Raw genomic sequence first — 24,646 nt, 5'->3', positions numbered from 1 at the left:
GATGCGCCGCGGCCGCCGCATCGCGGTCGACGTCGGGGACGCCCGGATCGGGGTCGCCTCGTGCGACCCCGACGGGGTCCTCGCCACGCCGGTGGAGACCGTGCCGGGACGCGACGTCCCGGCCGCCCACCGGCGGCTCCGCCGGATCGTCGAGGAGTACGAGCCGATCGAGGTCGTCGTGGGCCTGCCCCGCTCGCTCAGCGGGCGGGAGGGCCCCGCCGCGACCAAGGTCCGCGCCTTCGCCCGGGAGATGGCGAAGGGCATCGCCCCGGTCCCGGTCCGGCTGGTGGACGAGCGCATGACCACGGTCACCGCCACCCAGGGCCTGCGGGCCTCCGGGGTGAAGGCGAAGAAGGGGCGGTCCGTCATCGACCAGGCCGCCGCCGTGATCATCCTGCAGAACGCTCTTGAGTCCGAACGGGTATCAGGTAATCCGCCCGGTGAGGGCGTCGAAGCGGTCATCTGATCGCGATACGGTAACGTTCCGCGCGATACGGCGGCGTTCGAACAGCTGCCGTACTACGGAGAGGCGGATCGTCCGGAAGCCTCGCGGCTGTTTTGGGGATCGATGACTGAGTATGGCCGGGGCTCCGGCTCCGAACCGTGGCACCCCGAGGACCCGCTCTACGGGGACCAGGGGTGGGACGGCCGGCAGCGGTACCCGCACCCGCAGCAGGCGAACCAGTACGGCCACGAGGACCAGGGCCACCAGGACCCGTACGGCCGGGATGGTCACGGAGGTCATGGCGGCCAGGGGTACGAGGGCGACCCGTACCAGCAGTACGGGCAGCAGGCGCAGCAGTACCAGCAGCAGCCGCAGGACTACGCCGACCCCCAGTACCAGCAGCAGCACGACCAGCAGCAGCAACAACACCACCAGCAGCACCCGCATCAGCAACAGCACCACCAGCAGCAGTACCAGCAGGTCTACGACCAGCAGCAGTACGGGGCGGGGCACCAGGGCGGTTACGACGCGCCCGGGCACCTCGGTCAGCAGTACGACGGCGGCTGGGAGTCGGGCCAGGCGGCCATGGCGTACGGCACGCCCCCGGCCGATCCGTACGGCGGCCAGGACCCGGACCTGTACGGCACCCCCGGGGCCTACCCCCCGCCCCAGCCCCCCGGCCGCCGGCAGGGTCCGCCGGAGCCGGTGATCGACTGGGCGCCGGAGGAGCACCCGGAGCCGGAGGAGGAGAACCACCCCTTCTTCACCGGCGGGGACGACGACCGGGGCGGCCGTGACGACCACGACGGCTACGACGACCACGACGACCACGACGACGAGGAACCGGCGCGCGGACGCGGTTCCCGCGGCGACGACCGCGAACGCCGGAGCAAGGCGAAGAAGCGCAAGGGCAAGAACGGCATGGCCTGCCTGGTCGTCGCGGCCGTCCTGGTCGGCACCGTGGGCGGCATCGGGTACTTCGGCTACAAGTTCTGGCAGGGCCAGTTCGGCGCCGTTCCCGACTACGCGGGAAGCGGCAGCGGCGAGATCCAGGTCGAGATCCCCAAGGGCTCCTACGGTTCCGACATCGGCAACATCCTGAAGAAGGCGGGCGTCGTGAAGAGCGTCGACGCCTTCGTGTCGGCCCAGCAGAAGGACCCCAAGGGCAACACGATCCAGGCCGGCGTCTACACGCTGAAGAAGGAGATGTCCGCGGAGAGCGCGGTCAAGCTGATGCTCAACCCGGCGAGCCAGGCCAACCTGGTCGTCCCCGAGGGCAAGCGGAACGTCTGGGTCTACGAGAAGCTCGACGAACGCCTGGGCCTCAAGCCGGGCACCACGAAGGAGATCGCCCGTGCGAAGGCGGACTCCCTCGGTCTGCCCGCCTGGGCCAAGAAGCACCCCGACGTCAAGGACCCGCTGGAAGGTTTCCTCTTCCCGGCGAGCTATCCCGTCGCCAAGGGCGGCAAGCCCGAGGACGCGCTGCGCAAGATGGTGACCCGCGCCAACCAGGAGTACGACAAGCTGGACCTGGAGGAGAAGGCGAAGTCCCTGGGCGTCGCGGGGCCCTGGGAACTCGTCACGGTCGCGAGCCTGGTCCAGGCGGAGGGCAAGACCCACGACGACTTCCGCAAGATGGCGGAGGTGGTCTACAACCGCCTCAAGCCGGACAACTACGAGACCAACCAGAAGCTCCAGTTCGACTCGTCCCTCAACTACCTGAAGGGGCAGAGCGAGATCAAGATCTCCGAGAAGGAGGCCAACAGCAACCGGGACCCGTACAACACGTACGTGCACAGGGGGCTGCCTCCGGGGCCGATCGGAAATCCGGGGAACGAGGCGCTGGCCGCCATGCTCGACCCGACGAAGGACGGCTGGATCTACTTCGTCGCCACCGACGGCATGCACAAGACCGAGTTCGCCAAGACCCTCGCCGAGCACAACAAGCTGAAGGAAAAGTTCGATGCCACCACGAGCCAGTGAGGTGGTCCGCCGCGCCGCCGTCCTCGGTTCGCCGATCGCCCACTCCCTCTCCCCGGTCCTGCACCGGGCCGCGTACGCCGCGCTCGGCCTCGACGCCTGGTCGTACGAGCGCTTCGAGGTGGACGAGGCCGCGCTGCCCGGGTTCATGGAGGGGCTGGACGACGGCTGGGCCGGGCTCTCGCTGACCATGCCGCTCAAGCGGGCGGTCATCCCGCTGCTCGACGAGGTCAGCGACACGGCCGCGTCCGTGGAGGCCGTCAACACCGTCGTCCTCCGGGAGGGCGGGCGGCGGGTCGGCGACAACACCGACATCCCCGGCATGATCGCCGCCCTGCGCGAGCGGGGCGTCGAGAAGGTGGAGGCCGCCGCCGTCCTCGGCGCCGGCGCCACCGCCTCCTCCGCGCTCGCGGCGCTGGCCCGCGTCTGCGCGGGGCCCGTCACCGCGTACGTACGGAGCGAGGCGCGGGCCGGGGAGATGCGCGGCTGGGGCGAGCGGCTCGGCGTGGACGTGCGCACCGCCGACTGGGAGCGCGCGCCGGAGGCGTTCGAGGCCCCGCTGGTGATCGCGACCACCCCCGCCGGCACGACGAACGCCCTGGCGACCGCCGTCCCCGACGCAGCCGGGACCCTCTTCGACGTCCTCTACGACCCCTGGCCGACCCCGCTGGCCGCCGCCTGGGCCGACCGGGGCGGCAAGGTCGTCGGCGGCCTCGACCTCCTGGTCCACCAGGCAGTCCTCCAGGTCGAGCTGATGACGGGCCGCGCGCCGGCCCCCCTCGCCGCCATGCGGGCGGCGGGAGAACGGGCACTGGCGGCCCGGTAGGTTCCGCCGGCACCGGGCGTGCCGGCGGAGGCGGGACACCGCTCCGGCGCACGAACCCCGTCCGGTGACCGGACCGGCAACCGAGCGGTCGCTCCGGCGTGGGAGGATCGGGGGCGGCGGGCCAGGGCCGCGCACCCGGGCGCGCCGTCGCAGTGCCAGGCGCGAGCATGAGGAGCATCGTTGAGCAGGTTGCGTTGGCTGACGGCAGGAGAATCCCACGGACCCGCGCTGGTCGCGACCCTCGAGGGTCTCCCCGCCGGTGTCCCGGTCACCACGGAGCTGGTGGCCGACCACCTCGCGCGAAGGCGCCTCGGTTACGGACGCGGCGCCCGGATGAAGTTCGAGCAGGACGAGGTCACCTTCCTGGGCGGCGTCCGGCACGGCCTCTCCCTCGGTTCCCCGATCGCCGTCATGATCGGCAACACCGAGTGGCCCAAGTGGGAGAAGGTCATGTCGGCCGACCCGGTCGATCCCGCGGAGCTCAAGGAGACGGGCCGCAACGCCCCCCTGACCCGGCCCCGTCCCGGCCACGCCGACCTCGCCGGCATGCAGAAGTACGGCTTCGACGAGGCCCGGCCGATCCTGGAGCGCGCCAGCGCCCGCGAGACCGCCGCCCGCGTCGCCCTCGGCGCCGTCGCCCGTTCCTTCCTCAAGGAGGCCGCGGGCATCGAGGTCGTCTCCCACGTGGTCGAACTGGCCGCCGCCAAGGCCCCCTACGGCGTCCGCCCGACCCCCGCCGACGTCGAGAAGCTCGACGCCGACCCGGTCCGCTGCCTCGACGCCGACGCGTCGAAGGCGATGGTCGCCGAGATCGACCAGGCCCACAAGGACGGCGACACCCTCGGCGGCGTGGTCGAGGTCCTGGCCTACGGCGTGCCCGTCGGCCTCGGCTCCCACGTCCACTGGGACCGGCGCCTCGACGCCCGGCTCGCCGCCGCCCTCATGGGCATCCAGGCGATCAAGGGCGTCGAGGTCGGCGACGGCTTCGACCTCGCCCGCGTGCCCGGCTCCAAGGCCCACGACGAGATCGTCCGCACCGAGGACGGCATCAGGCGCGCCTCCGGCCGCGCCGGCGGCACCGAGGGCGGTCTCACCACCGGCGAACTGCTGCGCGTCCGTGCCGCGATGAAGCCCATCGCGACCGTCCCGCGCGCCCTCGCCACCATCGACGTCGCCACCGGCGAGGCCGCCGCCGCCCACCACCAGCGCTCCGACGTCTGCGCGGTCCCCGCCGCCGGCATCGTCGCCGAGGCCATGGTCGCGCTCGTCCTCGCGGACGCCGTCCTGGAGAAGTTCGGCGGGGACAGCGTCCCGGAGACCCGCCGCAACGTGCGGTCGTACCTCGACAACCTCCAGATCCGGTGACCGCCGGACCCCTGGTCGTCCTCGTCGGCCCGATGGGGTCCGGCAAGTCCACGGTGGGCGCGCTCCTGGCCGAGAGGCTGGGCGCGCCCTACCGGGACACCGACGCCGACATCGTCGCCGCCGAGGGACGCGAGATCTCCGACATCTTCGTGGAGGACGGCGAGGAGCACTTCCGCGCCCTGGAACGGGCCGCCGTCGCCCGCGCCGTCGCCGAGCACGAGGGCGTCCTCGCCCTCGGCGGCGGCGCGGTCCTCGACGCGGGCACCCGCGGCCTGCTCGCCGGACTGCCCGTCGCCTACCTCTCGATGGACGTCGAGGAGGCGGTCCGCCGCGTCGGTCTCAACACCGCGCGGCCGCTGCTCGCCGTCAACCCCCGCCGGCAGTGGCGCGAGCTGATGGAGGCGCGCCGCCACCTGTACACCGAAGTCGCCCGCGCCGTCGTCGCCACCGACGACCGCACCCCCGAAGAGGTCGCGGACGCGGTCCTCTCGGCACTGGAACTCAAGAAGGACGCATGAGCACGGACCAGGAAGTGACCCGCATCCACGTGGCGGGCAGCGCGGGTACGGAGCCGTACGAGGTACTGGTCGGCCGGCAGCTCCTCGGCGAGCTCCCCGCCCTGATCGGCGACCGCGCCAAGCGGGTCGCCGTGATCCATCCCGAGGCCCTGGCCGACACCGGCGAGGCACTCCGCGCCGACCTCGCCGACCAGGGGTACGAGGCGGTCGCCATCCAGGTGCCGAACGCCGAGGAGGCCAAGACCGCCGAGGTCGCCGCCTACTGCTGGAAGGCCCTGGGCCAGACCGGTTTCACCCGCACCGACGTCGTCGTCGGCGTCGGCGGCGGCGCCACCACCGACCTGGCCGGCTTCGTCGCCGCGACCTGGCTGCGGGGCGTGCGCTGGATCGCCGTGCCGACCACCGTCCTGGCCATGGTCGACGCGGCCGTCGGGGGCAAGACCGGCATCAACACCGCCGAGGGCAAGAACCTCGTCGGCGCCTTCCACCCGCCCGCCGGGGTCCTCTGCGACCTCGCGGCCCTCGACTCGCTGCCGGTGCACGACTACGTCAGCGGCCTCGCGGAGGTCATCAAGGCCGGCTTCATCGCCGACCCGGTGATCCTCGACCTCGTCGAGGAGGACCCGGGGGCGGCCCGCACGCCGGCCGGACCGCACACCACCGAGCTGCTCGTCCGCTCGATCCGGGTCAAGGCCGAGGTGGTCTCCGACGACCTCAAGGAGTCCGGCCGCCGCGAGATCCTCAACTACGGCCACACCCTCGCCCACGCCATCGAGAAGAACGAGCGCTACAAGTGGCGCCACGGCGCCGCCGTCTCCGTCGGCATGGTCTTCGCCGCCGAACTCGGCCGCCTCGCCGGGCGCCTGGACGACGCCACCGCCGACCGGCACCGCGCGGTCCTGGAGTCCGTCGGCCTGCCGCTCACCTACCGCGGCGACCAGTGGCCCAAGCTCCTGGAGACCATGCGGGTCGACAAGAAGTCCCGCGGCGACCTGCTGCGCTTCATCGTGCTCGACGGGCTCGGCAGGCCGACCGTCCTGGAGGGCCCCGATCCGGCCGTCCTGGTCGCGGCGTACGGCGAGGTGTCGGCGTGAGCGAGCCGCGTCCGGGCCGCCCGGTCCTCGTGCTGAACGGCCCGAACCTGGGCCGGCTCGGCTCCCGCGAGCCCGACGTCTACGGCGCCACCTCCTACCAGGGGCTCGTGGAGTCCTGCCGCGCCCTCGGCGCGGAACTCGGCTTCGACGTCGAGGTGCGGGAGACCAACGACGAGGGCGAGATGATCCGCTGGCTCCACGAGGCGGCGGACGGCTCGGTCCCGGTGGTGATCAACCCGGGGGCGTTCACGCACTACTCGTACGGGATGCGGGACGCGGCCGCCCAGCGGACCGCGCCGCTGATCGAGGTGCACATCTCGAACCCGTACGCCCGCGAGGAGTTCCGGCACACCTCGGTGATCGCGGCCGTGGCGACCGGGACCGTCGCCGGGTTCGGCATCGGCTCCTACCGGCTGGCGCTGCGGGCGCTCGCCGGGGAACTGGCCGGCTGACGGGGCACCGGGGGAGGCCCCCGGCCGTTCCCCCCAGGGGGGCCGGGGGCGGTAACGTTCCGCCGTCCGGGGTACACGACCGACCCCGGAGGACATCAGGCGTACGAGACGGAGTGGCATCGGATGCAGCACGCAGTGGGGGGCCCGCCGCCACCGCACGGGCGGCCGGGAGGGGCTTCCGGCCCCGTTCCCGCGGCGGGGGACGGCACCAGGGGCGGACCGCCGCCCGTACCGCGGGGCGCCGCCCCGCACCCGGGGCCGGACGTCCGTCCCCTGCCCGGTGTCCACCCCGTCCCCCCGGGCGGGGCCCCCGGGCTCCCGTACGCCCCGCCGGTCCCGGCGTCCGGCGCGTCGGGGCCCGTACCGCCGCCCCCGGTCGCCGGGCCGGTGCCCCCCGGGGCCCCGCACCCGGGCGACCCCACCGGACAGGTGCCGCTCCCGCCCGCCGCGCCGGCCGTGGAGCACGGCGCGGGGACCGGCGCCGCGACCCTCGCCGTGCTGCTGATAGGCCCGGCCGGCGCCGGCAAGACGACCGTCGCCCGGCACTGGGCCCGGCGCCGCCGCGTGCCCACCGCCCACATCAGCCTGGACGACGTGCGCGAGTGGGTCTGCTCCGGCTTCGCCGACCCGCGGTCCGGGTGGAACGAGCACTCCGAGGCGCAGTACCGGCTCGCCCGCCGCACCTGCGGCTTCGCCGCGCGCAACTTCCTCGCCAACGGCATCTCCTGCATCGTGGACGACGCGGTCTTCCCGGACCGGCCCGTCGTCGGCCTCGGCGGCTGGAAGCGGCACGTCGGCCCCGGCCTGCTGCCCGTCGTCCTCCTGCCCGGCCTGGAGGTCGTCCTGGAGCGCAACGCCGAGCGCAGCGGCAACCGGCGCCTCTCGGACGAGGAGGTCGCCGCCATCCACGGCCGGATGGCCGGCTGGTACGGCTCGGGCCTGCCGATCATCGACAACTCCACGTACGACGTCGAGACCACCGCCCGCGTCCTGGACGACGTCCTCGCCCGCGCGATCGCGAGCCCGCCCGCCTGGTGACCCGGGTCCCGCCCGGTCGGCCGTCCTGAACAGGCCGTCGCGGCCCCCTCCTCGTAGGCTCGGAGCATGTCAGAGGTGTATGCGGACCGCCGTGTACGGCTGCGCGACCGGTGCGCGGCCGCGGGCAGCCCGGCGGCCCTGGTCTCCCGCCCCGCCAACGTCCGCTATCTCGCGGGCGGTTCCCCGCCGGGGTCCGTCCTGCTCGTCGGCCCGGAGCCGGAGGCGGACGTCCTGCTCCGCCCCGTCGCGCCCGGGGGCGAACCGGCGGACGGACGGATCGACGAACTGCTCCGGCAACAGGTCCTGCCCACCGGGGGAGGGGACCCGGCCGTCACGGCCGTCGGCCTCGCCCGCCGCGCGGGCGCCGACGCGCTCGCCGTCGAGGAGCACCACCTGACGGTCGCCCGCCACCGGGCGATGGGCGCCGTCGCGCCCGGACCGCGTCTCACCGACCTCGCCTGCGCCGTGGAGCAGCTCAGGATCGTCAAGGACGAGGACGAGATCGCCTGCCTCAGGATCGCCGCCGAGATCACCGACCAGGCCCTCGGGGAACTCCTGGAATCGATCCTGGTGGGACGGACCGAACGCCACCTCGCCCTGGAACTGGAGCGCCGGCTCGTGGACCACGGCGCCGACGGGGCCGCCTTCCCCACCTCGGTGGCGACCGGCCCGCACTCCGGCCGCCGGGGCCACCGGCCCACCGACCGCCGGGTCGAGGAGGGCGATTTCCTCTCCGTCTGCCTCGGCGCCGACTACCGCGGCTACCGGTGCGAGATCGGCCGCACCTTCGTCATCGGAACCGCTCCCGCCGACTGGCAGATCGACCTGTACGAACTCGTCTTCGCCGCTCAGCGGGCCGCGCGGGAGTCCCTGGTGCCCGGCGCCGAGTACCGGGACGTGGACCGGGCGGCCCGCCGGATACTGAAGGCGGCGGGGCACGCGGAGACCGCCGTACCCCTCACCGGGCACGGGGTGGGACTGGAAATCGACGAGGACCCGCAGTTGTCGCCCTCGGCCATGGGTAAACTGGACGCTTGTGTGCCGGTCACCGTCGAACCGGGGGTCCACCTCCCGGGCCGGGGCGGAGTCCGGATCGATGACACGCTCGTCGTGCGCCAGGAGGCGGACGGCGGACCCGAGCTACTCACCATCACGACCAAGGAGCTGCTCGCGCTGTGAGGCGCGTACGCCTCCCCGGTCCCACGTCAGTCCAGGAGATTCCGCAACCGTGGCTTCCACGAACGACCTCAAGAACGGCATGGTGCTCAAGCTCGAAGGCGGCCAGCTCTGGTCCGTCGTCGAGTTCCAGCACGTCAAGCCCGGCAAGGGCCCGGCCTTCGTGCGCACCAAGCTCAAGAACGTGCTGTCCGGCAAGGTCGTCGACAAGACCTTCAACGCGGGCGTGAAGGTCGACACGGCCACCATCGACCGCCGTGACATGCAGTTCTCCTACATGGACGGCGACTACTTCGTCTTCATGGACATGGAGACCTACGACCAGCTGCACGTCGACCGCAAGGCCGTCGGCGACGCCGCCAACTTCCTCGTCGAGGGCTTCACCGCCTCCGTCGCGCAGCACGAGGGCTCGGTGCTCTACGTCGAGCTGCCGGCCGCCGTCGTGCTGACGATCCAGCACACGGACCCGGGCGTCCAGGGCGACCGCTCCACCGGCGGCACCAAGCCCGCCACGCTGGAGACCGGTCACGAGATCCAGGTCCCGCTCTTCATCACCACCGGTGAGAAGATCAAGGTCGACACGCGCACCAGCGACTACCTCGGCCGGGTGAACGACTAACCGTGGCCGCCCGGAGCAAGGCCCGCAAGCGCGCCTTCCAGATCCTCTTCGAGGCCGACCAGCGCCGCGCCTCCGTCCAGGAGGTCCTCGCGGACCAGGTCCGGCACGCCCGGACGGACGACCGGCAGCCGCCGGTGAACGAGTTCACCATGCAGCTGGTGGAGGGGTACGCGTCCCACGTGGCGCGGATCGACGAGCTCATCGCCACCTACGCTGTGGACTGGGACCTCGACCGGATGCCCGCCGCCGACCGGAACATCGTGCGCCTCGGCGCGTACGAGCTGATCTGGGAGGACGGTACGCCGGACGCGGTCGCGATCGACGAGGCGGTGCAGCTCGCCAAGGAGTTCTCCACCGACGAGTCCCCGGCCTTCGTCAACGGCCTGCTGGCGCGCTTCAAGGACCTGAAGCCGCGCCTGCGCCGGGACGCGGACGCCTGAGTCCCCCGTCCTCCGGCGGCCGAAGGGCCCGCGGCACCTGCTGCCGCGGGCCCTTCGGCGTGCTCCGGGGCCGTTCCCGGGGGCGGGGGCCGGAACGGCACGGGGCCCGTGGACGTCGATGACGTCCACGGGCCCCGGCGGTACGTTTCTGCCGACCCCGGAGGGGGGGTCAGCCCTCCTCGTGGGCGACCGCGCGCCGCGCGTCCGCGTCCAGCACGCCCCAGCTGATCAGCTGCTCCGTGAGGACCGAGGGGGACTGGTCGTAGATGACGGCGAGCGTGCGCAGGTCGTCCTGGCGGATCGACAGCACCTTGCCGTTGTAGTCGCCGCGCTGCGACTGGATCGTCGCCGCGTAGCGCTGGAGGGGGCCGGCCTTCTCCTGGGGGACGTGGGCCAGGCGCTCCAGGTCCAGGACCAGCTTCGGCGGCGGCTCGGCGGCCCCGCCCGGCGTGGTGCCCGGCAGCAGCTCCTGCACCGGCACCCCGTAGAAGTCGGCCAGCTCGGCGAGGCGCTGCACGGTCACGGCACGGTCGCCGCGCTCGTACGAGCCGACCACCACGGCCTTCCAACGGCCCTGGGACTTCTCCTCCACCCCGTGGAGCGAGAGACCCTGCTGAGTGCGGATGGCACGGAGTTTGGCCCCGAGCTGCTTGGCGTATTCGCTGGACATAACGCTCCCGGACGCTGTGACGACATGCGGCTGCGCCGCGCGGCTGGTAACTCACTGTGAGGTTACGCAGCGTTACACCCACCCGTCAAGCCGAAAGGTCCGTACCGCCCCCTCCCGGGGGACGGCGCCCGGGGGAGCACGGGGGTGCGCGAGGAGCGCCGCACCACCCCTGGTAGAGTTGACGCGCAAGTCAGACGTCCTTTAAGAGCCGTCCCGTGAGGCGGAGAAGGAGGTCCGTTTCCCATGGACACCCGGCTGGACACCCAGCAGCAGTACGGCGACGACGCGCGGCCCGTTCTCGAAGGCCCCGACATCGCGCGGGTCCTCACCCGCATCGCCCACGAGATCGTCGAGCGCGCCAAGGGCGCCGACGACGTGATCCTCCTCGGCATCCCCACCCGCGGCGTCTTCCTCGCCCGCCGGCTCGCCGAGAAGCTCGCCTCCATCACCGGCACCGAGGTCCCCGTCGGCTCCCTCGACATCACCATGTACCGGGACGACCTGCGGATGAAGCCGGCCCGCGCCATCGGCCGCACCGAGATCCCCGCCGACGGCGTCGACGGACGCCTCGTCGTCCTCGTGGACGACGTCCTCTTCTCCGGCCGGACCATCCGCGCCGCCCTCGACGCCCTCGGCGACATCGGCCGCCCCCGTGCCGTCCAGCTCGCCGTCCTCGTCGACCGCGGCCACCGCGAGCTGCCCATCCGCGCCGACTACGTCGGCAAGAACCTCCCCACGTCGCTGCGGGAGACGGTCAAGGTCCTGCTCGCCGAGGAGGACGGTCGCGACACCGTCCTGCTCGGCTCCAAGCCCGCCTCCTAGCCGGACCGGCCCTTCCGCCGGGGCCGGGGCACCCCCCTGTGCCCCCGCATGCCCTCACGCCTCCCCACCACGGAGAGAAACCCCGATGATGCGTCACCTCATCTCGGCCGCCGACCTCACCCGCGACGACGCCGTACTGATCCTCGACACCGCCGAGGAGATGGCCCGGGTGGCCGACCGCCCCATCAGAAAGCTGCCGACCCTGCGCGGCCGCACCATCTGCAACCTCTTCTTCGAGGACTCCACCCGGACCCGGATCTCCTTCGAGGCGGCCGAGAAGCGCCTCTCCGCCGACGTGATCAACTTCGCGGCCAAGGGCTCCAGCGTCTCCAAGGGCGAATCCCTCAAGGACACCGCCCAGACCCTGGAGGCCATGGGCGTCGACGCGGTCGTCATCCGGCACGGCGCCTCCGGCGCCCCGTACCGCCTCGCCACCTCCGGCTGGATCGACGCCCCCGTCGTCAACGCCGGCGACGGCACCCACCAGCACCCCACCCAGGCCCTCCTGGACGCCTTCACCATGCGCCGCCGCCTCGTCGGCCGGGACGCCGGGCTCGGACGGGACCTGGCCGGGCGGCGCGTCACGATCGTCGGCGACGTCCTCCACAGCCGCGTCGCCCGCTCCAACGTCGACCTGCTGCACACCCTCGGCGCCGAGGTCACCCTGGTGGCCCCGCCGACCCTGGTCCCCGTCGGGGTCGAGAGCTGGCCCTGCGCGATCTCGTACGACCTCGACGCCGTGCTGCCGAAGTCCGACGCGGTGATGATGCTGCGCGTGCAGCGCGAGCGGATGAACGCCGCCTTCTTCCCCACCGAGCGCGAGTACTCGCGCCGCTACGGCCTCGACGGCGAGCGGATGGCGAAGATGCCCGAGCACGCCCTGGTGATGCACCCCGGCCCCATGGTCCGCGGCATGGAGATCACCGCCGAGGTCGCCGACTCCGACCGCTGCACGGTCGTCGAGCAGGTCGCCAACGGCGTGTCCGTCCGCATGGCCGTGCTCTACCTGCTCCTTGGCGGCTCCGAGCCCGCCGTCACCACCACCCCCGCCGCGCGCACCGAGGAGAACAAGTAACCATGAGCAAGATCCTTATCCGCGGCGCGAAGGTACTCGGCGGCGAGGTCCAGGACGTCCTGATCGACGGCGAGACCGTCGCCGGGGTCGGTACGGACCTGTCCGCCGAGGGCGCGACCGTGATCGAGGCCGGCGGACAGATCCTCCTGCCGGGCCTGGTCGACCTCCACACCCACCTGCGCGAGCCCGGCCGCGAGGACTCCGAGACCGTCCTCACCGGCACCCGCGCCGCCGCCGCCGGCGGCTACACCGCCGTCTTCGCCATGGCCAACACCCACCCGGTCGCCGACACCGCCGGCGTCGTCGAGCAGGTCTGGCGCCTCGGCAAGGAGTCCGGCTACTGCGACGTGCAGCCCATCGGCGCCGTCACCGTCGGCCTGGAGGGCAGGAAGCTCGCCGAGCTCGGCGCCATGCACGACTCCGCCGCGGGCGTCACCGTCTTCTCCGACGACGGCAAGTGCGTGGACGACGCCGTGATCATGCGCCGCGCCCTGGAGTACGTGAAGGCGTTCGGCGGCGTCGTCGCCCAGCACGCCCAGGAGTCCCGCCTCACCGAGGGCGCCCAGATGAACGAGGGCGTCGTCTCCGCCGAGCTCGGCCTCGGCGGCTGGCCCGCCGTCGCCGAGGAGTCGATCATCGCCCGCGACGTCCTCCTCGCCGAGCACGTCGGTTCCCGCGTCCACATCTGCCACCTCTCCACCGCCGGCTCCGTCGAGATCGTCCGCTGGGCCAAGTCCCGGGGCATCGACGTCACCGCCGAGGTCACCCCGCACCACCTCCTCCTCACGGACGAGCTGGTCCGCTCGTACAACCCCGTCTACAAGGTCAACCCGCCGCTGCGCACCGAGAAGGACGTCCTCGCGCTCCGCGAGGCGCTGGCCGACGGCACGATCGACATCGTCGCCACCGACCACGCCCCGCACCCCCACGAGGACAAGGACTGCGAGTGGGCCGCCGCCGCCATGGGCATGGTCGGCCTGGAGACCGCCCTCTCCGTCGTCCAGCGGACGATGGTCGAGACCGGCCTCCTCGACTGGGCGGGCGTCGCCGACCGCATGTCCTTCGCCCCCGCCCGCATCGGCCGGGCCGAGGGCCACGGACGCCCCGTCTCACCCGGTGAGCCCGCGAACCTGACGCTGGTCGATCCGGCTTACCGTGGAGTCGTGGACCCCGCGGACTTCGCCTCCCGCAGCCGCAACACCCCGTACGAGGGGCGCGAGCTGCCGGGACGCGTCACCCACACCTTCCTGCGGGGCCGGGCAACGGTCGTGGACGGGAAGCTGGCGTGACACCACTCATCACAATCGCCGCGGGGGCAATCGCCGCGGAGGCGGCCGACCAGAAGTCGGCGGAGGTGACCGACTGGGCCGGACGGCTCGGCTGGGTCGCCGGACTGCTGCTCTTCGTCGCCTTCGTGTACTGGCTGATGCGCCAGGGATGGAAGTGGCGCGGCAGCCTCCAGTCCGGCCTCCCGGAACTGCCCGGAGCGCCGGAGCGGACCGGAGAGGCGCGACTGACCCTCCACGGGCGCTACCACGGCTCCACCACCGCCGGGCAGTGGCTCGACCGGATCGTCGCCCACGGCCTGGGCGTCCGCAGCCGCGTCGAGCTCACCCTCACCGACGCCGGGATCGCGGTCGTGCGCCCCGGGGCGCGGGACTTCTTCCTCCCGGCCGCCGCCCTGCGCGGAGCCCGCCTCGACAAGGGCATCGCAGGCAAGGTCCTCACCGAGGGCGGCCTCCTGATCATCACCTGGGAGCACGGCGGCGAACTCCTCGACTCCGGCTTCCGGTCCGACCGCGCGGCGGAGCACGCCGCCTGGGTCGAGACCGTCAACTCCATGACCAACGCAACGGAAGGCGCACGATGACGACCTCCACCAGGGGAGCCGCCCAGGCTCCCGCCGTACTCGTCCTGGAGGACGGCCGCATCTTCCGCGGCCGCGCCTACGGGGCCGTGGGGGAGACCTTCGGCGAGGCCGTGTTCTCCACGGGCATGACCGGCTACCAGGAGACCCTCACCGACCCGTCGTACCACCGCCAGGTCGTGGTCATGACCGCTCCGCACGTCGGCAACACCGGCGTCAACGACGAGGACCCCGAGTCCGGCCGCATCTGGGTCTCCGGTTACGTCGTCCGCGACCCCGCCCGCGTCTCCTCCAACTGGCGCGCCCGCCGCTCCCTCGACGAGGAGCTGGAGCGCCAGGGAGTCGTCGGCATCTCCGGCGTCGACACCCGCGCCCTCACCCGCCACCTGCGCGAACGCGGCGCCATGCGCGTCGGCATCTTCTCCGGCGACGCCTGCGCCGGCGTCCGTGACGAGACCCTGCTCGCCAAGGTCAAGGAACAGCCCGGGATGAAGGGCGCGGACCTCTCCGCCGAGGTCGCCACCAAGGAGACGTACGTCGTCCCCGCGATCGGTGAGAAGAAGTTCACCGTCGCCGCCGTCGACCTCGGCATCAAGGGCATGACGCCGCACCGGATGGCCGAGCGCGGCATCGAGGTCCACGTGCTGCCCGCCACCGCCACCGCCGAGGACGTCTACGCCGTCCGGCCCGACGGGGTGTTCTTCTCCAACGGTCCCGGCGACCCGGCCACCGCCGACGGACCCGTCGCCCTGATGCGGGCCGTCCTGGAGCGGAGGACCCCGCTCTTCGGCATCTGCTTCGGCAACCAGATCCTGGGCCGCGCCCTCGGCTTCGGCACCTACAAGCTGAAGTACGGCCACCGGGGCATCAACCAGCCGGTCCAGGACCGCACCACCGGCAAGGTCGAGGTCACCGCGCACAACCACGGCTTCGCCGTCGACGCCCCCCTCGACGAGGTCTCCGACACCCCCTTCGGGCGTGCCGAGGTCTCCCACGTCTGCCTGAACGACGGCGTCGTGGAGGGGCTCCGGCTGCTCGACCGGCCGGCCTTCTCCGTCCAGTACCACCCCGAGGCGGCCGCGGGCCCGCACGACGCCGCGTACCTCTTCGACCGTTTCACTTCCCTGATGGAGGCCGAGCGTGCCTAAGCGCACCGATATCCAGTCCGTCCTGGTCATCGGCTCCGGCCCGATCGTCATCGGCCAGGCCGCCGAGTTCGACTACTCCGGCACCCAGGCGTGCCGCGTCCTCAAGGCCGAGGGCCTGCGGGTGATCCTGGTCAACTCCAACCCGGCCACGATCATGACCGACCCGGAGATCGCCGACGCCACGTACGTCGAGCCGATCACCCCCGAGTTCGTCGAGAAGATCATCGCCAAGGAGCGCCCCGACGCCCTCCTGCCCACCCTCGGCGGCCAGACCGCGCTCAACACCGCGATCTCCATGCACGAGCAGGGCGTCCTGGAGAAGTACGGCGTGGAGCTCATCGGCGCCAACGTCGAGGCCATCCACAAGGGCGAGGACCGCGACCTCTTCAAGGGCGTCGTGGAGGCCGTCAAGGCCAAGATCGGCTACGGCGAGTCCGCCCGCTCGGTCATCTGCCACTCCATGGACGACGTCCTCGCGGGCGTCGAGACGCTCGGCGGCTACCCCGTCGTCGTCCGCCCCTCCTTCACCATGGGCGGCGCCGGCTCCGGCTTCGCCCACGACGAGGAGGAGCTGCGCCGCATCGCCGGCCAGGGCCTGACCCTCTCGCCCACCACCGAGGTGCTCCTGGAGGAGTCCATCCTCGGCTGGAAGGAGTACGAGCTGGAGCTGATGCGCGACAAGAACGACAACGTCGTGGTCGTCTGCTCCATCGAGAACTTCGACCCGATGGGCGTCCACACCGGCGACTCGATCACCGTCGCCCCGGCCATGACGCTCACCGACCGCGAGTACCAGCGGCTGCGCGACATCGGCATCGCGATCATCCGCGAGGTCGGCGTCGACACCGGCGGCTGCAACATCCAGTTCGCGATCGACCCGGCCGACGGCCGGATAATCGTCATCGAGATGAACCCGCGCGTCTCCCGCTCGTCGGCGCTCGCCTCCAAGGCGACCGGCTTCCCGATCGCCAAGATCGCGGCCCGCCTCGCCGTCGGCTACACGCTGGACGAGATCCCGAACGACATCACGGAGAAGACCCCGGCGTCCTTCGAGCCCTCGCTCGACTACGTCGTCGTCAAGGCCCCGCGCTTCGCCTTCGAGAAGTTCCCCGCCGCCGACTCCACGCTGACCACCACCATGAAGTCGGTCGGCGAGGCCATGGCGATCGGCCGCAACTTCACCGAGGCGCTCCAGAAGGCCCTGCGCTCCCTGGAGAAGAAGGGCTCGCAGTTCACCTTCGTGGGCGACCCCGGCGACAAGGAGGAGCTGCTGCGCGAGGCCGTCCGCCCGACCGACGGCCGGATCAACACCGTCATGGCCGCCATCCGCGCCGGGGCCACCCCGCAGGAGGTCTTCGACGCCACGAGGATCGACCCGTGGTTCGTCGACCAGCTCTTCCTGATCAAGGAGATCGCCGACGAGCTGGCCGCCGCCGAGAAGCTCGCCCCGGAGATCCTGGCCGAGGCCAAGCGCCACGGCTTCTCCGACGCCCAGATCGCGGAGATCCGCGGCCTGCGCGAGGACGTCGTCCGCGAGGTCCGGCACGCCCTCGGCGTCCGCCCGGTCTACAAGACGGTCGACACCTGCGCCGCCGAGTTCGCGGCCAGGACCCCGTACTTCTACTCGTCCTACGACGAGGAGAGCGAGGTAGCGCCGCGCGAGAAGCCCGCCGTGATCATCCTGGGCTCCGGCCCGAACCGCATCGGCCAGGGCATCGAGTTCGACTACTCCTGCGTCCACGCCTCCTTCGCCCTGAGCGACGCGGGCTACGAGACCGTGATGGTCAACTGCAACCCGGAGACCGTCTCCACCGACTACGACACCTCCGACCGGCTCTACTTCGAGCCGCTCACCCTGGAGGACGTCCTGGAGATCGTCCACGCCGAGACGCTCGCCGGCCCCGTCGCCGGCGTCGTGGTCCAGCTCGGCGGCCAGACCCCGCTGGGTCTCGCCCAGGCGCTCAAGGACAACGGCGTGCCGGTCGTCGGCACCTCCCCGGAGGCCATCCACGCCGCCGAGGACCGCGGCGCCTTCGGACGGGTCCTCGCCGAGGCCGGCCTCCCGGCCCCCAAGCACGGCACCGCCACCACCTTCGAGGGTGCCAAGGCCATCGCGGACGAGATCGGCTACCCCGTCCTGGTCCGCCCGTCGTACGTGCTCGGCGGGCGCGGCATGGAGATCGTGTACGACGAGGCCCGCCTGGAGTCGTACATCGCGGAGTCCACCGAGATCAGCCCCACCCGGCCGGTCCTGGTCGACCGCTTCCTGGACGACGCCATCGAGATCGACGTGGACGCGCTCTACGACGGCCACGAGCTGTACCTCGGCGGCGTCATGGAGCACATCGAGGAAGCCGGCATCCACTCCGGCGACTCGGCCTGCGCCCTGCCCCCGATCACCCTCGGCGGCCACGACATCAAGCGGCTGCGCGCCTCCACGGAGGCCATCGCCAAGGGCGTCGGCGTCCGCGGCCTGATCAACATCCAGTTCGCCATGGCCGGCGACATCCTGTACGTCCTGGAGGCCAACCCGCGCGCCTCCCGGACCGTCCCCTTCACCTCGAAGGCGACCGCCGTCCCGCTCGCGAAGGCCGCCGCCCGCATCTCGCTGGGCGCCACCGTCGCCGAGCTGCGCGCCGAGGGCCTGCTGCCCCGGAACGGCGACGGCGGGACCCTGCCGTTCGACGCGCCGATCTCCGTCAAGGAGGCCGTGATGCCGTGGAGCCGCTTCCGCGACGTCCACGGGCGCGGCGTCGACACCGTCCTCGGACCGGAGATGCGCTCCACCGGCGAGGTCATGGGCATCGACTCCGTCTTCGGCACGGCGTACGCGAAGTCGCAGGCCGGCGCCTACGGCCCGCTGCCCACCAAGGGCCGCGCGTTCATCTCGGTCGCCAACCGCGACAAGCGCTCGATGATCTTCCCGGCCCGCGAGCTCGTCGCCCACGGCTTCGAACTCCTCGCCACCTCCGGCACCGCCGAGGTCCTCAAGCGCAACGGCATCAACGCCACGGTCGTGCGCAAGCTCAGCGAGGGAGAGGGCCCGAACGGCGAGAAGACCGTCGTCCAGCTCATCCACGACGGCGAGGTCGACCTCATCGTCAACACCCCGTACGGCACCGGCGGCCGCCTCGACGGCTACGAGATCCGTACGGCCGCGGTCGCGCGCGGCGTCCCGTGCCTCACCACGGTCCAGGCGCTCGCCGCGGCCGTCCAGGGCATCGACGCGCTCCATCACGGCGGCGTCGGCGTGCGCTCCCTCCAGGAGCACGCCGAGCACCTGACCGCGGCCCGCGACTAGGGCGTGTGTCGAAAGTCCCGTCCGCCCGGCGGCGCCCGGCACGCACTCCCCCGTAGCCCTTCGGGCACGGGGGTGCCCCCAGCGGCGTTGTCGGGCTCGCCCCGATGCATCCGGTATCGGGGCGACCCTCCGCCGTGCGATCGCACGCACCGGACACCGCCGGGCCCGCCCTCCGGGCGGACGACGCCACTTTCGAAACACGCCCTAGGGCGCGTGTCGAAAGTCCCGTCCGCCCGGCGGCGCCCGGCACGCACTCCCCCGTAGCCCTTCGGGCACGGGGGCGCCCCCAGCGGCGTTGTCGGGCTCGCCCCGATGCATCCGGTATCGGGGCGGCCCCCCGCCGCGCGATCGCACGCACCGGACACCGCCGGGCCCGCCCTCCGGGCAGACGACGCCCCTTTCGACACCCGCCCCAGCAGCCCGTACGGAGAAGGGGGACACCGACCACCGCGCGGTGTCCCCCTTTTCATGACCGAACAAGGGATATTCCGGACGATGTACAAGCTGTTCTTCCACCTGGTCTTCAAGCGGATGGACCCCGAGAAGGCCCACCACCTGGCCTTCCGCTGGATCCGCCTGGCCGCCCGCGTCCCGGTGCTCCGCACCTTCGTCGCCGCCGCCCTCGCCCCCCGGTACGAGGAGCTGCGCACCGAGGCCCTGGGCCTGCGGATGCACGGGCCCTTCGGCCTGGCCGCCGGCTTCGACAAGAACGCCGTCGCCGTCGACGGCATGGCGATGCTCGGCTTCGACCACGTCGAGATCGGCACCGTCACCGGCGAGGCCCAGCCCGGCAACCCGAAGAAGCGCCTCTTCCGGCTCGTCCCGGACCGCGCCCTGATCAACCGCATGGGCTTCAACAACGAGGGCTCCGCCGCCGTCGCCGCCCGGCTCGCCGCCCGCAACCCCGTCTTCCGGACCGTCGTCGGCGTCAACATCGGCAAGACCAAGACCGTCCCCGAGGCCGAGGCCGCCGCCGACTACGTGAAGTCCACCGAGCGCCTCGCCGCCCACGCCGACTACCTCGTCGTCAACGTCTCCTCCCCGAACACCCCCGGCCTGCGCAACCTCCAGGCCACCGCCTCCCTGCGTCCGCTCCTGACCGCCGTGCGCGAGGCGGCCGACCGCACGGTCACCGACCGCCGGGTCCCGCTCCTGGTCAAGATCGCCCCCGACCTGGCCGACGAGGACGTGGACGCGGTCGCCGACCTCGCCCTGGAACTCGGCCTCGACGGCATCATCGCCACCAACACCACCGTCGCCCGCGAGGGCCTCGGCCTGAGGTCCGCGCCCGAGCTGATCAAGGAGACCGGCGGGCTTTCCGGCCGCCCGGTCAAGCAGCGCTCCCTGGAGGTCCTGCGCCGCCTCCACGCGCGCGTGGGCGACCGCCTGGTCCTGATCGGCGTCGGCGGCGTCGAGAACGCCGAGGACGCCTGGCGGCGCATCCTCGCCGGCGCCACCCTCGTCCAGGGCTACAGCGCCTTCGTCTACGAGGGCCCGTTCTACGCCCGCGCGATCCACAAGGGCCTCGCCGCGCGCCTCGCCGCCTCCCCGTACGCCACCCTCGCCGAGGCCGTCGGCGCCGACAACCGAAAGGCCGCCCCGTGACCCCGACCCCCTCCTTCGGCGCCCGCCTGCGCTCCGCCATGGACGAGCGCGGCCCGCTCTGCGTCGGCATCGACCCGCACGCCGCCCTGCTGGACTCCTGGGGCCTCGGCGACGACATCGCCGGCCTGGAGCGCTTCACCTTCACCGTCGTCGAGGCCCTCGCCGGCACCGTGGCCGTCTTCAAGCCCCAGTCCGCCTTCTTCGAGCGCTTCGGCTCGCGCGGCGTCGCCGTTCTGGAACGCGCCGTCGCCGACCTGCGCGCGGCGGGCGGCCTGGTCGTCATGGACGCCAAGCGCGGGGACATCGGCTCCACGATGGCCGCCTACGCCGAGGCGTTCCTGCGGAAGGGCTCCCCGCTCTTCTCCGACGCGCTCACGGTCTCCCCGTACCTCGGCTACGGCTCCCTGAAGCCGGCCGTCGACCTGGCCCGGGAGTCCGGCGCCGGCCTCTTCGTCCTGGCCCTCACCTCCAACCCGGAGGGCGGCGAGGTCCAGCGGGCCGTCCGCACCGACGACCCGGCCGGCCGCACGGTCGCCGCGACGATGCTCGCCCACCTGGCCGAGGAGAACGCGGGGGAGACCCCCATGGGCTCCTTCGGCGCGGTCGTCGGCGCCACCCTCGGCGACCTGTCCTCCTTCGACCTGGACATCAACGGTCCGCTCCTCGCCCCCGGCATCGGCGCCCAGGGCGCGACCCCCGCCGACCTCCCCGCCGTCTTCGGCGCGGCGGTCCGCGACGTCGTCCCGAACGTCAGCCGGGGGGTCCTGCGGCACGGCCCGGACGCGACCGCCCTGCGCGACGCGGCGCTCCGGTACGCGGACGAGATCCGCGAGGCCGTCGCCGTGTGACCCCCGTCCGGGTCCCGCCGGTCAATCCGCAGGTCGGAGCGGATCGGGCCCGGCCCGGGGGGCGAGGGGGCGGAGGTTTCGCCCGGTCGTTCCGCTCCTTGACGAAAACTTGGCTCAAAAGCGGGTCGTTATGTCGGAAAAGTCCTGGTCGATCGATGCTGACCAGGACTTTTCCTTCTTTCTCGCTGACTGGAGCGGCCTCGGCCGCTAGTCTCCGGGGCAGAGCAGGCGTTCAGCGACCACTCCGTTGGGCGTCGCTCCACTGGTGTGGGGCACTGGTTCCTCACCGGTCCGTATCCGACAGATCGACATCCGAGGTGACGTAGGCGTGGCTCTTCCGCCCCTTACCCCTGAACAGCGCGCTGCCGCGCTCGAGAAGGCCGCCGCGGCTCGCCGGGAGCGGGCCGAGGTCAAGAATCGACTCAAGCACTCCGGAGCCTCCCTCCAGGAGGTCATCAAGACCGGCCAGGAGAACGACGTCATCGGCAAGATGAAGGTCTCCGCGCTCCTGGAGTCCCTGCCGGGCGTGGGCAAGGTCCGCGCCAAGCAGATCATGGAGCGGCTCGGCATCTCCGAGAGCCGCCGGGTGCGCGGTCTCGGCTCCAACCAGATCGCCTCCCTGGAGCGCGAGTTCGGTTCCACCGGAGCCTGACCTTTCGGGGCATTCCCGGCATGCGGCCTCCTCCCCGCGCAAGCAGGGGTGAACCACTGGAATAATCGCCGCATGGCAGCAGAGGTACGTCCGCGGCTGACCGTGCTCTCCGGCCCCTCAGGGGTCGGCAAGAGCACGGTCGTCGCGCATATGCGCAAGGTCCACCCCGAGGTCTGGCTCTCGGTGTCGGCGACGACACGGAAGCCGCGCCCCGGCGAGAAGCACGGCGTCCACTACTTCTTCGTGACGGACGACGAGTTCGACAAGCTGATCGCCAACGGTGAGCTCCTCGAGTGGGCCGAGTTCGCGGGCAACCGCTACGGCACCCCGCGCGCCGCCGTCCTCGACCGGCTGGACTCCGGCGAGCCGGTCCTCCTGGAGATCGACCTCCAGGGCGCCCGCCAGGTCAAGGACTCCATGCCGGAGTCCCGGCTGGTCTTCCTGGCCCCGCCGAGCTGGGAGGAGCTGGTCCGCCGCCTCACCGGCCGCGGCACCGAGTCGCCCGAGGTCATCGAGCGCCGTCTGGGCGCCGCGAAGGTCGAACTGGCCGCAGAGTCGGAGTTCGACACCACCCTTGTCAACACCTCCGTCGAGGACGTGGCCCGCGAGCTGCTAACGTTGATGCTGTTGACTTCTGGGGAATGATCCCCGGTTCCCAACGGCTTGTCTGATCTTTTTCCATCTTCGGAAGGTAGAGCGTGTCCTCTTCCATCACCGCGCCCGAGGGCATCATCAACCCGCCGATCGACGAGCTGCTCGAGGCCACGGACTCGAAGTACAGCCTCGTGATCTACGCGGCCAAGCGCGCGCGTCAGATCAACGCGTACTACTCCCAGCTCGGCGAGGGCCTGCTGGAGTACGTGGGTCCGCTCGTCGACACCCACGTCCACGAGAAGCCGCTCTCGATCGCCCTGCGCGAGATCAACGCGGGTCTGCTGACGTCCGAGGCCATCGAGGGCCCCGCGCAGTAAGCAGGAAGCGCGCAGCGCTTGCAAGACGTGCCACCACGGGCCCGGCGGAACATCCGCCGGGCCCGTGGTGTCTCATGGAGCCGTACGCATCCGCGTGCGTGTCCGAGTGCGGGATCCGAGTGCGGGGAGTCGTGGAAGTCGTGGAAGTCGTGGCAAAGCCGAAGGTCGTTCTGGGCGTCACCGGCGGCATCGCCGCCTACAAGGCGTGCGAGCTGCTCCGCCGGCTCACCGAGTCGGGCCACGACGTCCGGGTCGTGCCGACCGACTCCGCCCTGCACTTCGTCGGGGCCGCCACCTGGTCGGCGCTCTCCGGCAACCCCGTCTCGACCGAGGTGTGGGAGTCCGTCCACGAGGTGCCGCACGTGCGGATCGGCCAGAACGCCGACCTCGTCGTCGTCGCCCCCGCCACCGCCGACATGCTCGCCAAGGCCGCCCACGGCCTCGCCGACGACCTCCTCACCAACACGCTGCTCACCGCGCGCTGTCCCGTCGTCTTCGCCCCCGCCATGCACACCGAGATGTGGGAGCACCCGGCGACCCGGGAGAACGTGGCGACCCTGCGCCGCCGCGGCGCCGTCGTCGTCGAGCCCGCCGTCGGCCGCCTCACCGGCGTCGACACCGGCAAGGGCCGGCTTCCCGACCCCGGCGAGATCTTCGAGGTCTGCCGCCGCGTCCTCGCCCGGGGCGCCACCGTCCCCGATCTGGCCGGCCGCCACGTCGTGGTCAGCGCGGGCGGCACCCGCGAGCCCCTCGACCCCGTCCGCTACCTGGGCAACCGCTCCTCCGGGAAGCAGGGCTACGCCCTCGCCCGGACCGCCGCCGCCCGGGGGGCCAGGGTCACCCTGGTCGAGGCCAACACCGGCCTGCCCGACCCGGCCGGCGTCGACGTCGTCCGCGTCGGCACCGCCCTCCAGCTCCGCGAGGCCGTCCTCGGGGCCGTCGCCGACGCCGACGCCGTGGTCATGGCCGCCGCGGTCGCCGACTTCCGGCCCGCCGTCTACGCCCCCGGCAAGATCAAGAAGAAGGGCGACGACGGCGCCCCCGTCGTCGAACTCGTCCGCAACCCCGACATCCTCGCCGAACTGGCCGCCGGCCGGGCACTGCCCGGGCAGGTGGTCGTCGGCTTCGCCGCCGAGACCGACGACGTCCTCGCCAACGGGCGCGAGAAGCTGCGCCGCAAGGGGTGCGACCTCCTCGTCGTCAACGAGGTGGGGGAGCGCAGGACCTTCGGCTCCGAGGAGAACGAGGCCGTGGTCCTCGCCGCCGACGGCACCGAGACGCCCGTGCCGTACGGGCCGAAGGAAGCGCTCGCCGAGACGGTCTGGGACCTGGTCCTGCCCCGGCTGCGTCCCACGGTCTGAGACGCGGCCGGAACGATCCGGGGCGCGGCGGGCCGTCGCTCCGCGTCACCCGGGAGGCGGCGGAAAGCGCCTCCTCCCGGGTGATTCACGCCCCGGCGGCGCGGGTATCGGTGCCCCACCGGGGACCGGTTCCGAAACCCGAGGGCATCCGCCGGGCGAGACACCTGGTCCATTGCCCGACCACGACCGATAGACTGTTCGCGGAACGTCGAGGGGCGCAGCCCCCTGCCGGTCCGAGCCAGAGTAGCCAGCAGCCGCTGCAACCCCAGGGAGCGTTGTGTCCCGTCGTCTGTTCACCTCGGAGTCCGTCACCGAGGGACATCCCGACAAGATCGCTGACCAGATCAGCGACACCATTCTCGACGCGTTGCTG

Annotated in this window: 25 protein-coding genes; 24 read left to right on the top strand and 1 reads right to left on the bottom strand. The window is 72.3% G+C overall.

The genetic code is table 11. The annotated features are described in order from the left end of the window. Nucleotide 1 precedes the first annotated feature (1 nt). The 11 genes from ruvX to nusB all read left to right on the top strand — a co-directional run bounded on the left by ruvX (nucleotide 2) and on the right by nusB (nucleotide 9,953). Nucleotides 2-466, top strand: a complete 465-nt coding sequence (gene ruvX, locus ACFYZY_RS25640; RefSeq protein ID WP_388698559.1) for a Holliday junction resolvase RuvX — start codon at nucleotides 2-4, stop codon at nucleotides 464-466. Between the two features lie 102 nt (nucleotides 467-568). After that, the gene (gene mltG, locus ACFYZY_RS25635; RefSeq protein ID WP_388698375.1) at nucleotides 569-2,428 is read left to right on the top strand and encodes an endolytic transglycosylase MltG; all 1,860 of its coding nucleotides are present in this window, start codon (nucleotides 569-571) and stop codon (nucleotides 2,426-2,428) included. After that, nucleotides 2,409-3,251 (top strand): shikimate dehydrogenase, encoded by an 843-nt coding sequence (locus tag ACFYZY_RS25630; protein WP_388698372.1) that lies wholly within the window; start codon nucleotides 2,409-2,411, stop codon nucleotides 3,249-3,251. The genes mltG and ACFYZY_RS25630 overlap by 20 nt, the downstream gene beginning before the upstream one ends. Before the next feature lie 180 nt (nucleotides 3,252-3,431). Next, nucleotides 3,432-4,616, top strand: a complete 1,185-nt coding sequence (gene aroC / locus ACFYZY_RS25625) for a chorismate synthase (RefSeq protein WP_388698370.1) — start codon at nucleotides 3,432-3,434, stop codon at nucleotides 4,614-4,616. Next, nucleotides 4,613-5,134, top strand: a complete 522-nt coding sequence (locus ACFYZY_RS25620; RefSeq protein WP_388698367.1) for a shikimate kinase — start codon at nucleotides 4,613-4,615, stop codon at nucleotides 5,132-5,134. Before aroC ends, ACFYZY_RS25620 begins: the two co-directional genes overlap by 4 nt. Beyond that, nucleotides 5,131-6,228 (top strand): 3-dehydroquinate synthase, encoded by a 1,098-nt coding sequence (gene aroB, locus ACFYZY_RS25615; protein WP_388698365.1) that lies wholly within the window; start codon nucleotides 5,131-5,133, stop codon nucleotides 6,226-6,228. Before ACFYZY_RS25620 ends, aroB begins: the two co-directional genes overlap by 4 nt. After that, the gene (gene aroQ / locus ACFYZY_RS25610; protein WP_388698362.1) at nucleotides 6,225-6,680 is read left to right on the top strand and encodes a type II 3-dehydroquinate dehydratase; all 456 of its coding nucleotides are present in this window, start codon (nucleotides 6,225-6,227) and stop codon (nucleotides 6,678-6,680) included. Before aroB ends, aroQ begins: the two co-directional genes overlap by 4 nt. A gap of 123 nt (nucleotides 6,681-6,803) precedes the next feature. After that, entirely contained in the window at nucleotides 6,804-7,718 is a 915-nt protein-coding gene (locus ACFYZY_RS25605; RefSeq protein WP_388698360.1) for an AAA family ATPase, read from the top strand. Between the two features lie 66 nt (nucleotides 7,719-7,784). Next, the gene (locus ACFYZY_RS25600) at nucleotides 7,785-8,897 is read left to right on the top strand and encodes an aminopeptidase P family protein (RefSeq protein ID WP_388698358.1); all 1,113 of its coding nucleotides are present in this window, start codon (nucleotides 7,785-7,787) and stop codon (nucleotides 8,895-8,897) included. A gap of 49 nt (nucleotides 8,898-8,946) precedes the next feature. Further along, on the top strand, nucleotides 8,947-9,513 hold the full coding sequence (gene efp / locus ACFYZY_RS25595; RefSeq protein WP_388698355.1) for an elongation factor P: 567 nt from the start codon (nucleotides 8,947-8,949) through the stop codon (nucleotides 9,511-9,513). 2 nt (nucleotides 9,514-9,515) lie between these two features. Beyond that, complete coding sequence (gene nusB / locus ACFYZY_RS25590) at nucleotides 9,516-9,953, top strand: transcription antitermination factor NusB (protein WP_388698352.1); 438 nt, start codon at nucleotides 9,516-9,518, stop codon at nucleotides 9,951-9,953. A gap of 169 nt (nucleotides 9,954-10,122) precedes the next feature. On the opposite strand, the gene bldD is transcribed toward nusB, so the two are convergent. After that, entirely contained in the window at nucleotides 10,123-10,623 is a 501-nt protein-coding gene (gene bldD, locus ACFYZY_RS25585; RefSeq protein ID WP_030355502.1) for a transcriptional regulator BldD, read from the bottom strand. A 243-nt stretch (nucleotides 10,624-10,866) separates the two neighbouring features. Between bldD and pyrR the strand changes: the two genes are divergently transcribed. The 13 genes from pyrR to ACFYZY_RS25520 form a co-directional block, all read left to right on the top strand. After that, a complete protein-coding gene (gene pyrR, locus ACFYZY_RS25580) occupies nucleotides 10,867-11,445 on the top strand; it encodes a bifunctional pyr operon transcriptional regulator/uracil phosphoribosyltransferase PyrR (protein WP_388698351.1) in 579 nt (192 codons plus the stop codon). A gap of 85 nt (nucleotides 11,446-11,530) precedes the next feature. Beyond that, nucleotides 11,531-12,520 (top strand): aspartate carbamoyltransferase catalytic subunit, encoded by a 990-nt coding sequence (locus ACFYZY_RS25575; protein WP_388698348.1) that lies wholly within the window; start codon nucleotides 11,531-11,533, stop codon nucleotides 12,518-12,520. 2 nt (nucleotides 12,521-12,522) lie between these two features. After that, on the top strand, nucleotides 12,523-13,809 hold the full coding sequence (locus ACFYZY_RS25570; RefSeq protein WP_388698345.1) for a dihydroorotase: 1,287 nt from the start codon (nucleotides 12,523-12,525) through the stop codon (nucleotides 13,807-13,809). Continuing rightward, nucleotides 13,806-14,390, top strand: coding sequence for a hypothetical protein (locus ACFYZY_RS25565; protein WP_388698342.1), 585 nt, complete (start codon nucleotides 13,806-13,808; stop codon nucleotides 14,388-14,390). The genes ACFYZY_RS25570 and ACFYZY_RS25565 overlap by 4 nt, the downstream gene beginning before the upstream one ends. Next, nucleotides 14,387-15,535, top strand: a complete 1,149-nt coding sequence (gene carA, locus ACFYZY_RS25560) for a glutamine-hydrolyzing carbamoyl-phosphate synthase small subunit (RefSeq protein WP_388698339.1) — start codon at nucleotides 14,387-14,389, stop codon at nucleotides 15,533-15,535. The genes ACFYZY_RS25565 and carA overlap by 4 nt, the downstream gene beginning before the upstream one ends. Next, the gene (gene carB, locus ACFYZY_RS25555) at nucleotides 15,528-18,836 is read left to right on the top strand and encodes a carbamoyl-phosphate synthase large subunit (RefSeq protein WP_388698336.1); all 3,309 of its coding nucleotides are present in this window, start codon (nucleotides 15,528-15,530) and stop codon (nucleotides 18,834-18,836) included. The genes carA and carB overlap by 8 nt, the downstream gene beginning before the upstream one ends. Before the next feature lie 495 nt (nucleotides 18,837-19,331). Continuing rightward, nucleotides 19,332-20,441, top strand: coding sequence for a quinone-dependent dihydroorotate dehydrogenase (locus ACFYZY_RS25550; protein WP_388698334.1), 1,110 nt, complete (start codon nucleotides 19,332-19,334; stop codon nucleotides 20,439-20,441). Continuing rightward, a complete protein-coding gene (pyrF, locus tag ACFYZY_RS25545) occupies nucleotides 20,438-21,289 on the top strand; it encodes an orotidine-5'-phosphate decarboxylase (protein ID WP_388698331.1) in 852 nt (283 codons plus the stop codon). The genes ACFYZY_RS25550 and pyrF overlap by 4 nt, the downstream gene beginning before the upstream one ends. Before the next feature lie 328 nt (nucleotides 21,290-21,617). Continuing rightward, nucleotides 21,618-21,941: an integration host factor gene (locus ACFYZY_RS25540; RefSeq protein WP_030008746.1), complete on the top strand. Its 324-nt coding sequence runs from the start codon at nucleotides 21,618-21,620 to the stop codon at nucleotides 21,939-21,941. Between the two features lie 72 nt (nucleotides 21,942-22,013). Further along, nucleotides 22,014-22,586 (top strand): guanylate kinase, encoded by a 573-nt coding sequence (gene gmk / locus ACFYZY_RS25535; protein ID WP_388698329.1) that lies wholly within the window; start codon nucleotides 22,014-22,016, stop codon nucleotides 22,584-22,586. A 53-nt stretch (nucleotides 22,587-22,639) separates the two neighbouring features. After that, nucleotides 22,640-22,912 (top strand): DNA-directed RNA polymerase subunit omega, encoded by a 273-nt coding sequence (gene rpoZ, locus ACFYZY_RS25530; protein WP_005319902.1) that lies wholly within the window; start codon nucleotides 22,640-22,642, stop codon nucleotides 22,910-22,912. 149 nt (nucleotides 22,913-23,061) lie between these two features. Further along, nucleotides 23,062-24,273, top strand: coding sequence for a bifunctional phosphopantothenoylcysteine decarboxylase/phosphopantothenate--cysteine ligase CoaBC (gene coaBC / locus ACFYZY_RS25525; protein WP_388698556.1), 1,212 nt, complete (start codon nucleotides 23,062-23,064; stop codon nucleotides 24,271-24,273). A 277-nt stretch (nucleotides 24,274-24,550) separates the two neighbouring features. Continuing rightward, nucleotides 24,551-24,646: S-adenosylmethionine synthetase N-terminal domain-containing protein (locus ACFYZY_RS25520; RefSeq protein ID WP_352332740.1), on the top strand; the 96-nt coding region annotated here is incomplete at its 3' end.

The organism is Streptomyces sp. NPDC001744 (assembly GCF_042892575.1).
GTDB lineage: Bacteria > Actinomycetota > Actinomycetes > Streptomycetales > Streptomycetaceae > Streptomyces.
This window is presented reverse-complemented; position numbering and strand designations above follow the sequence as displayed.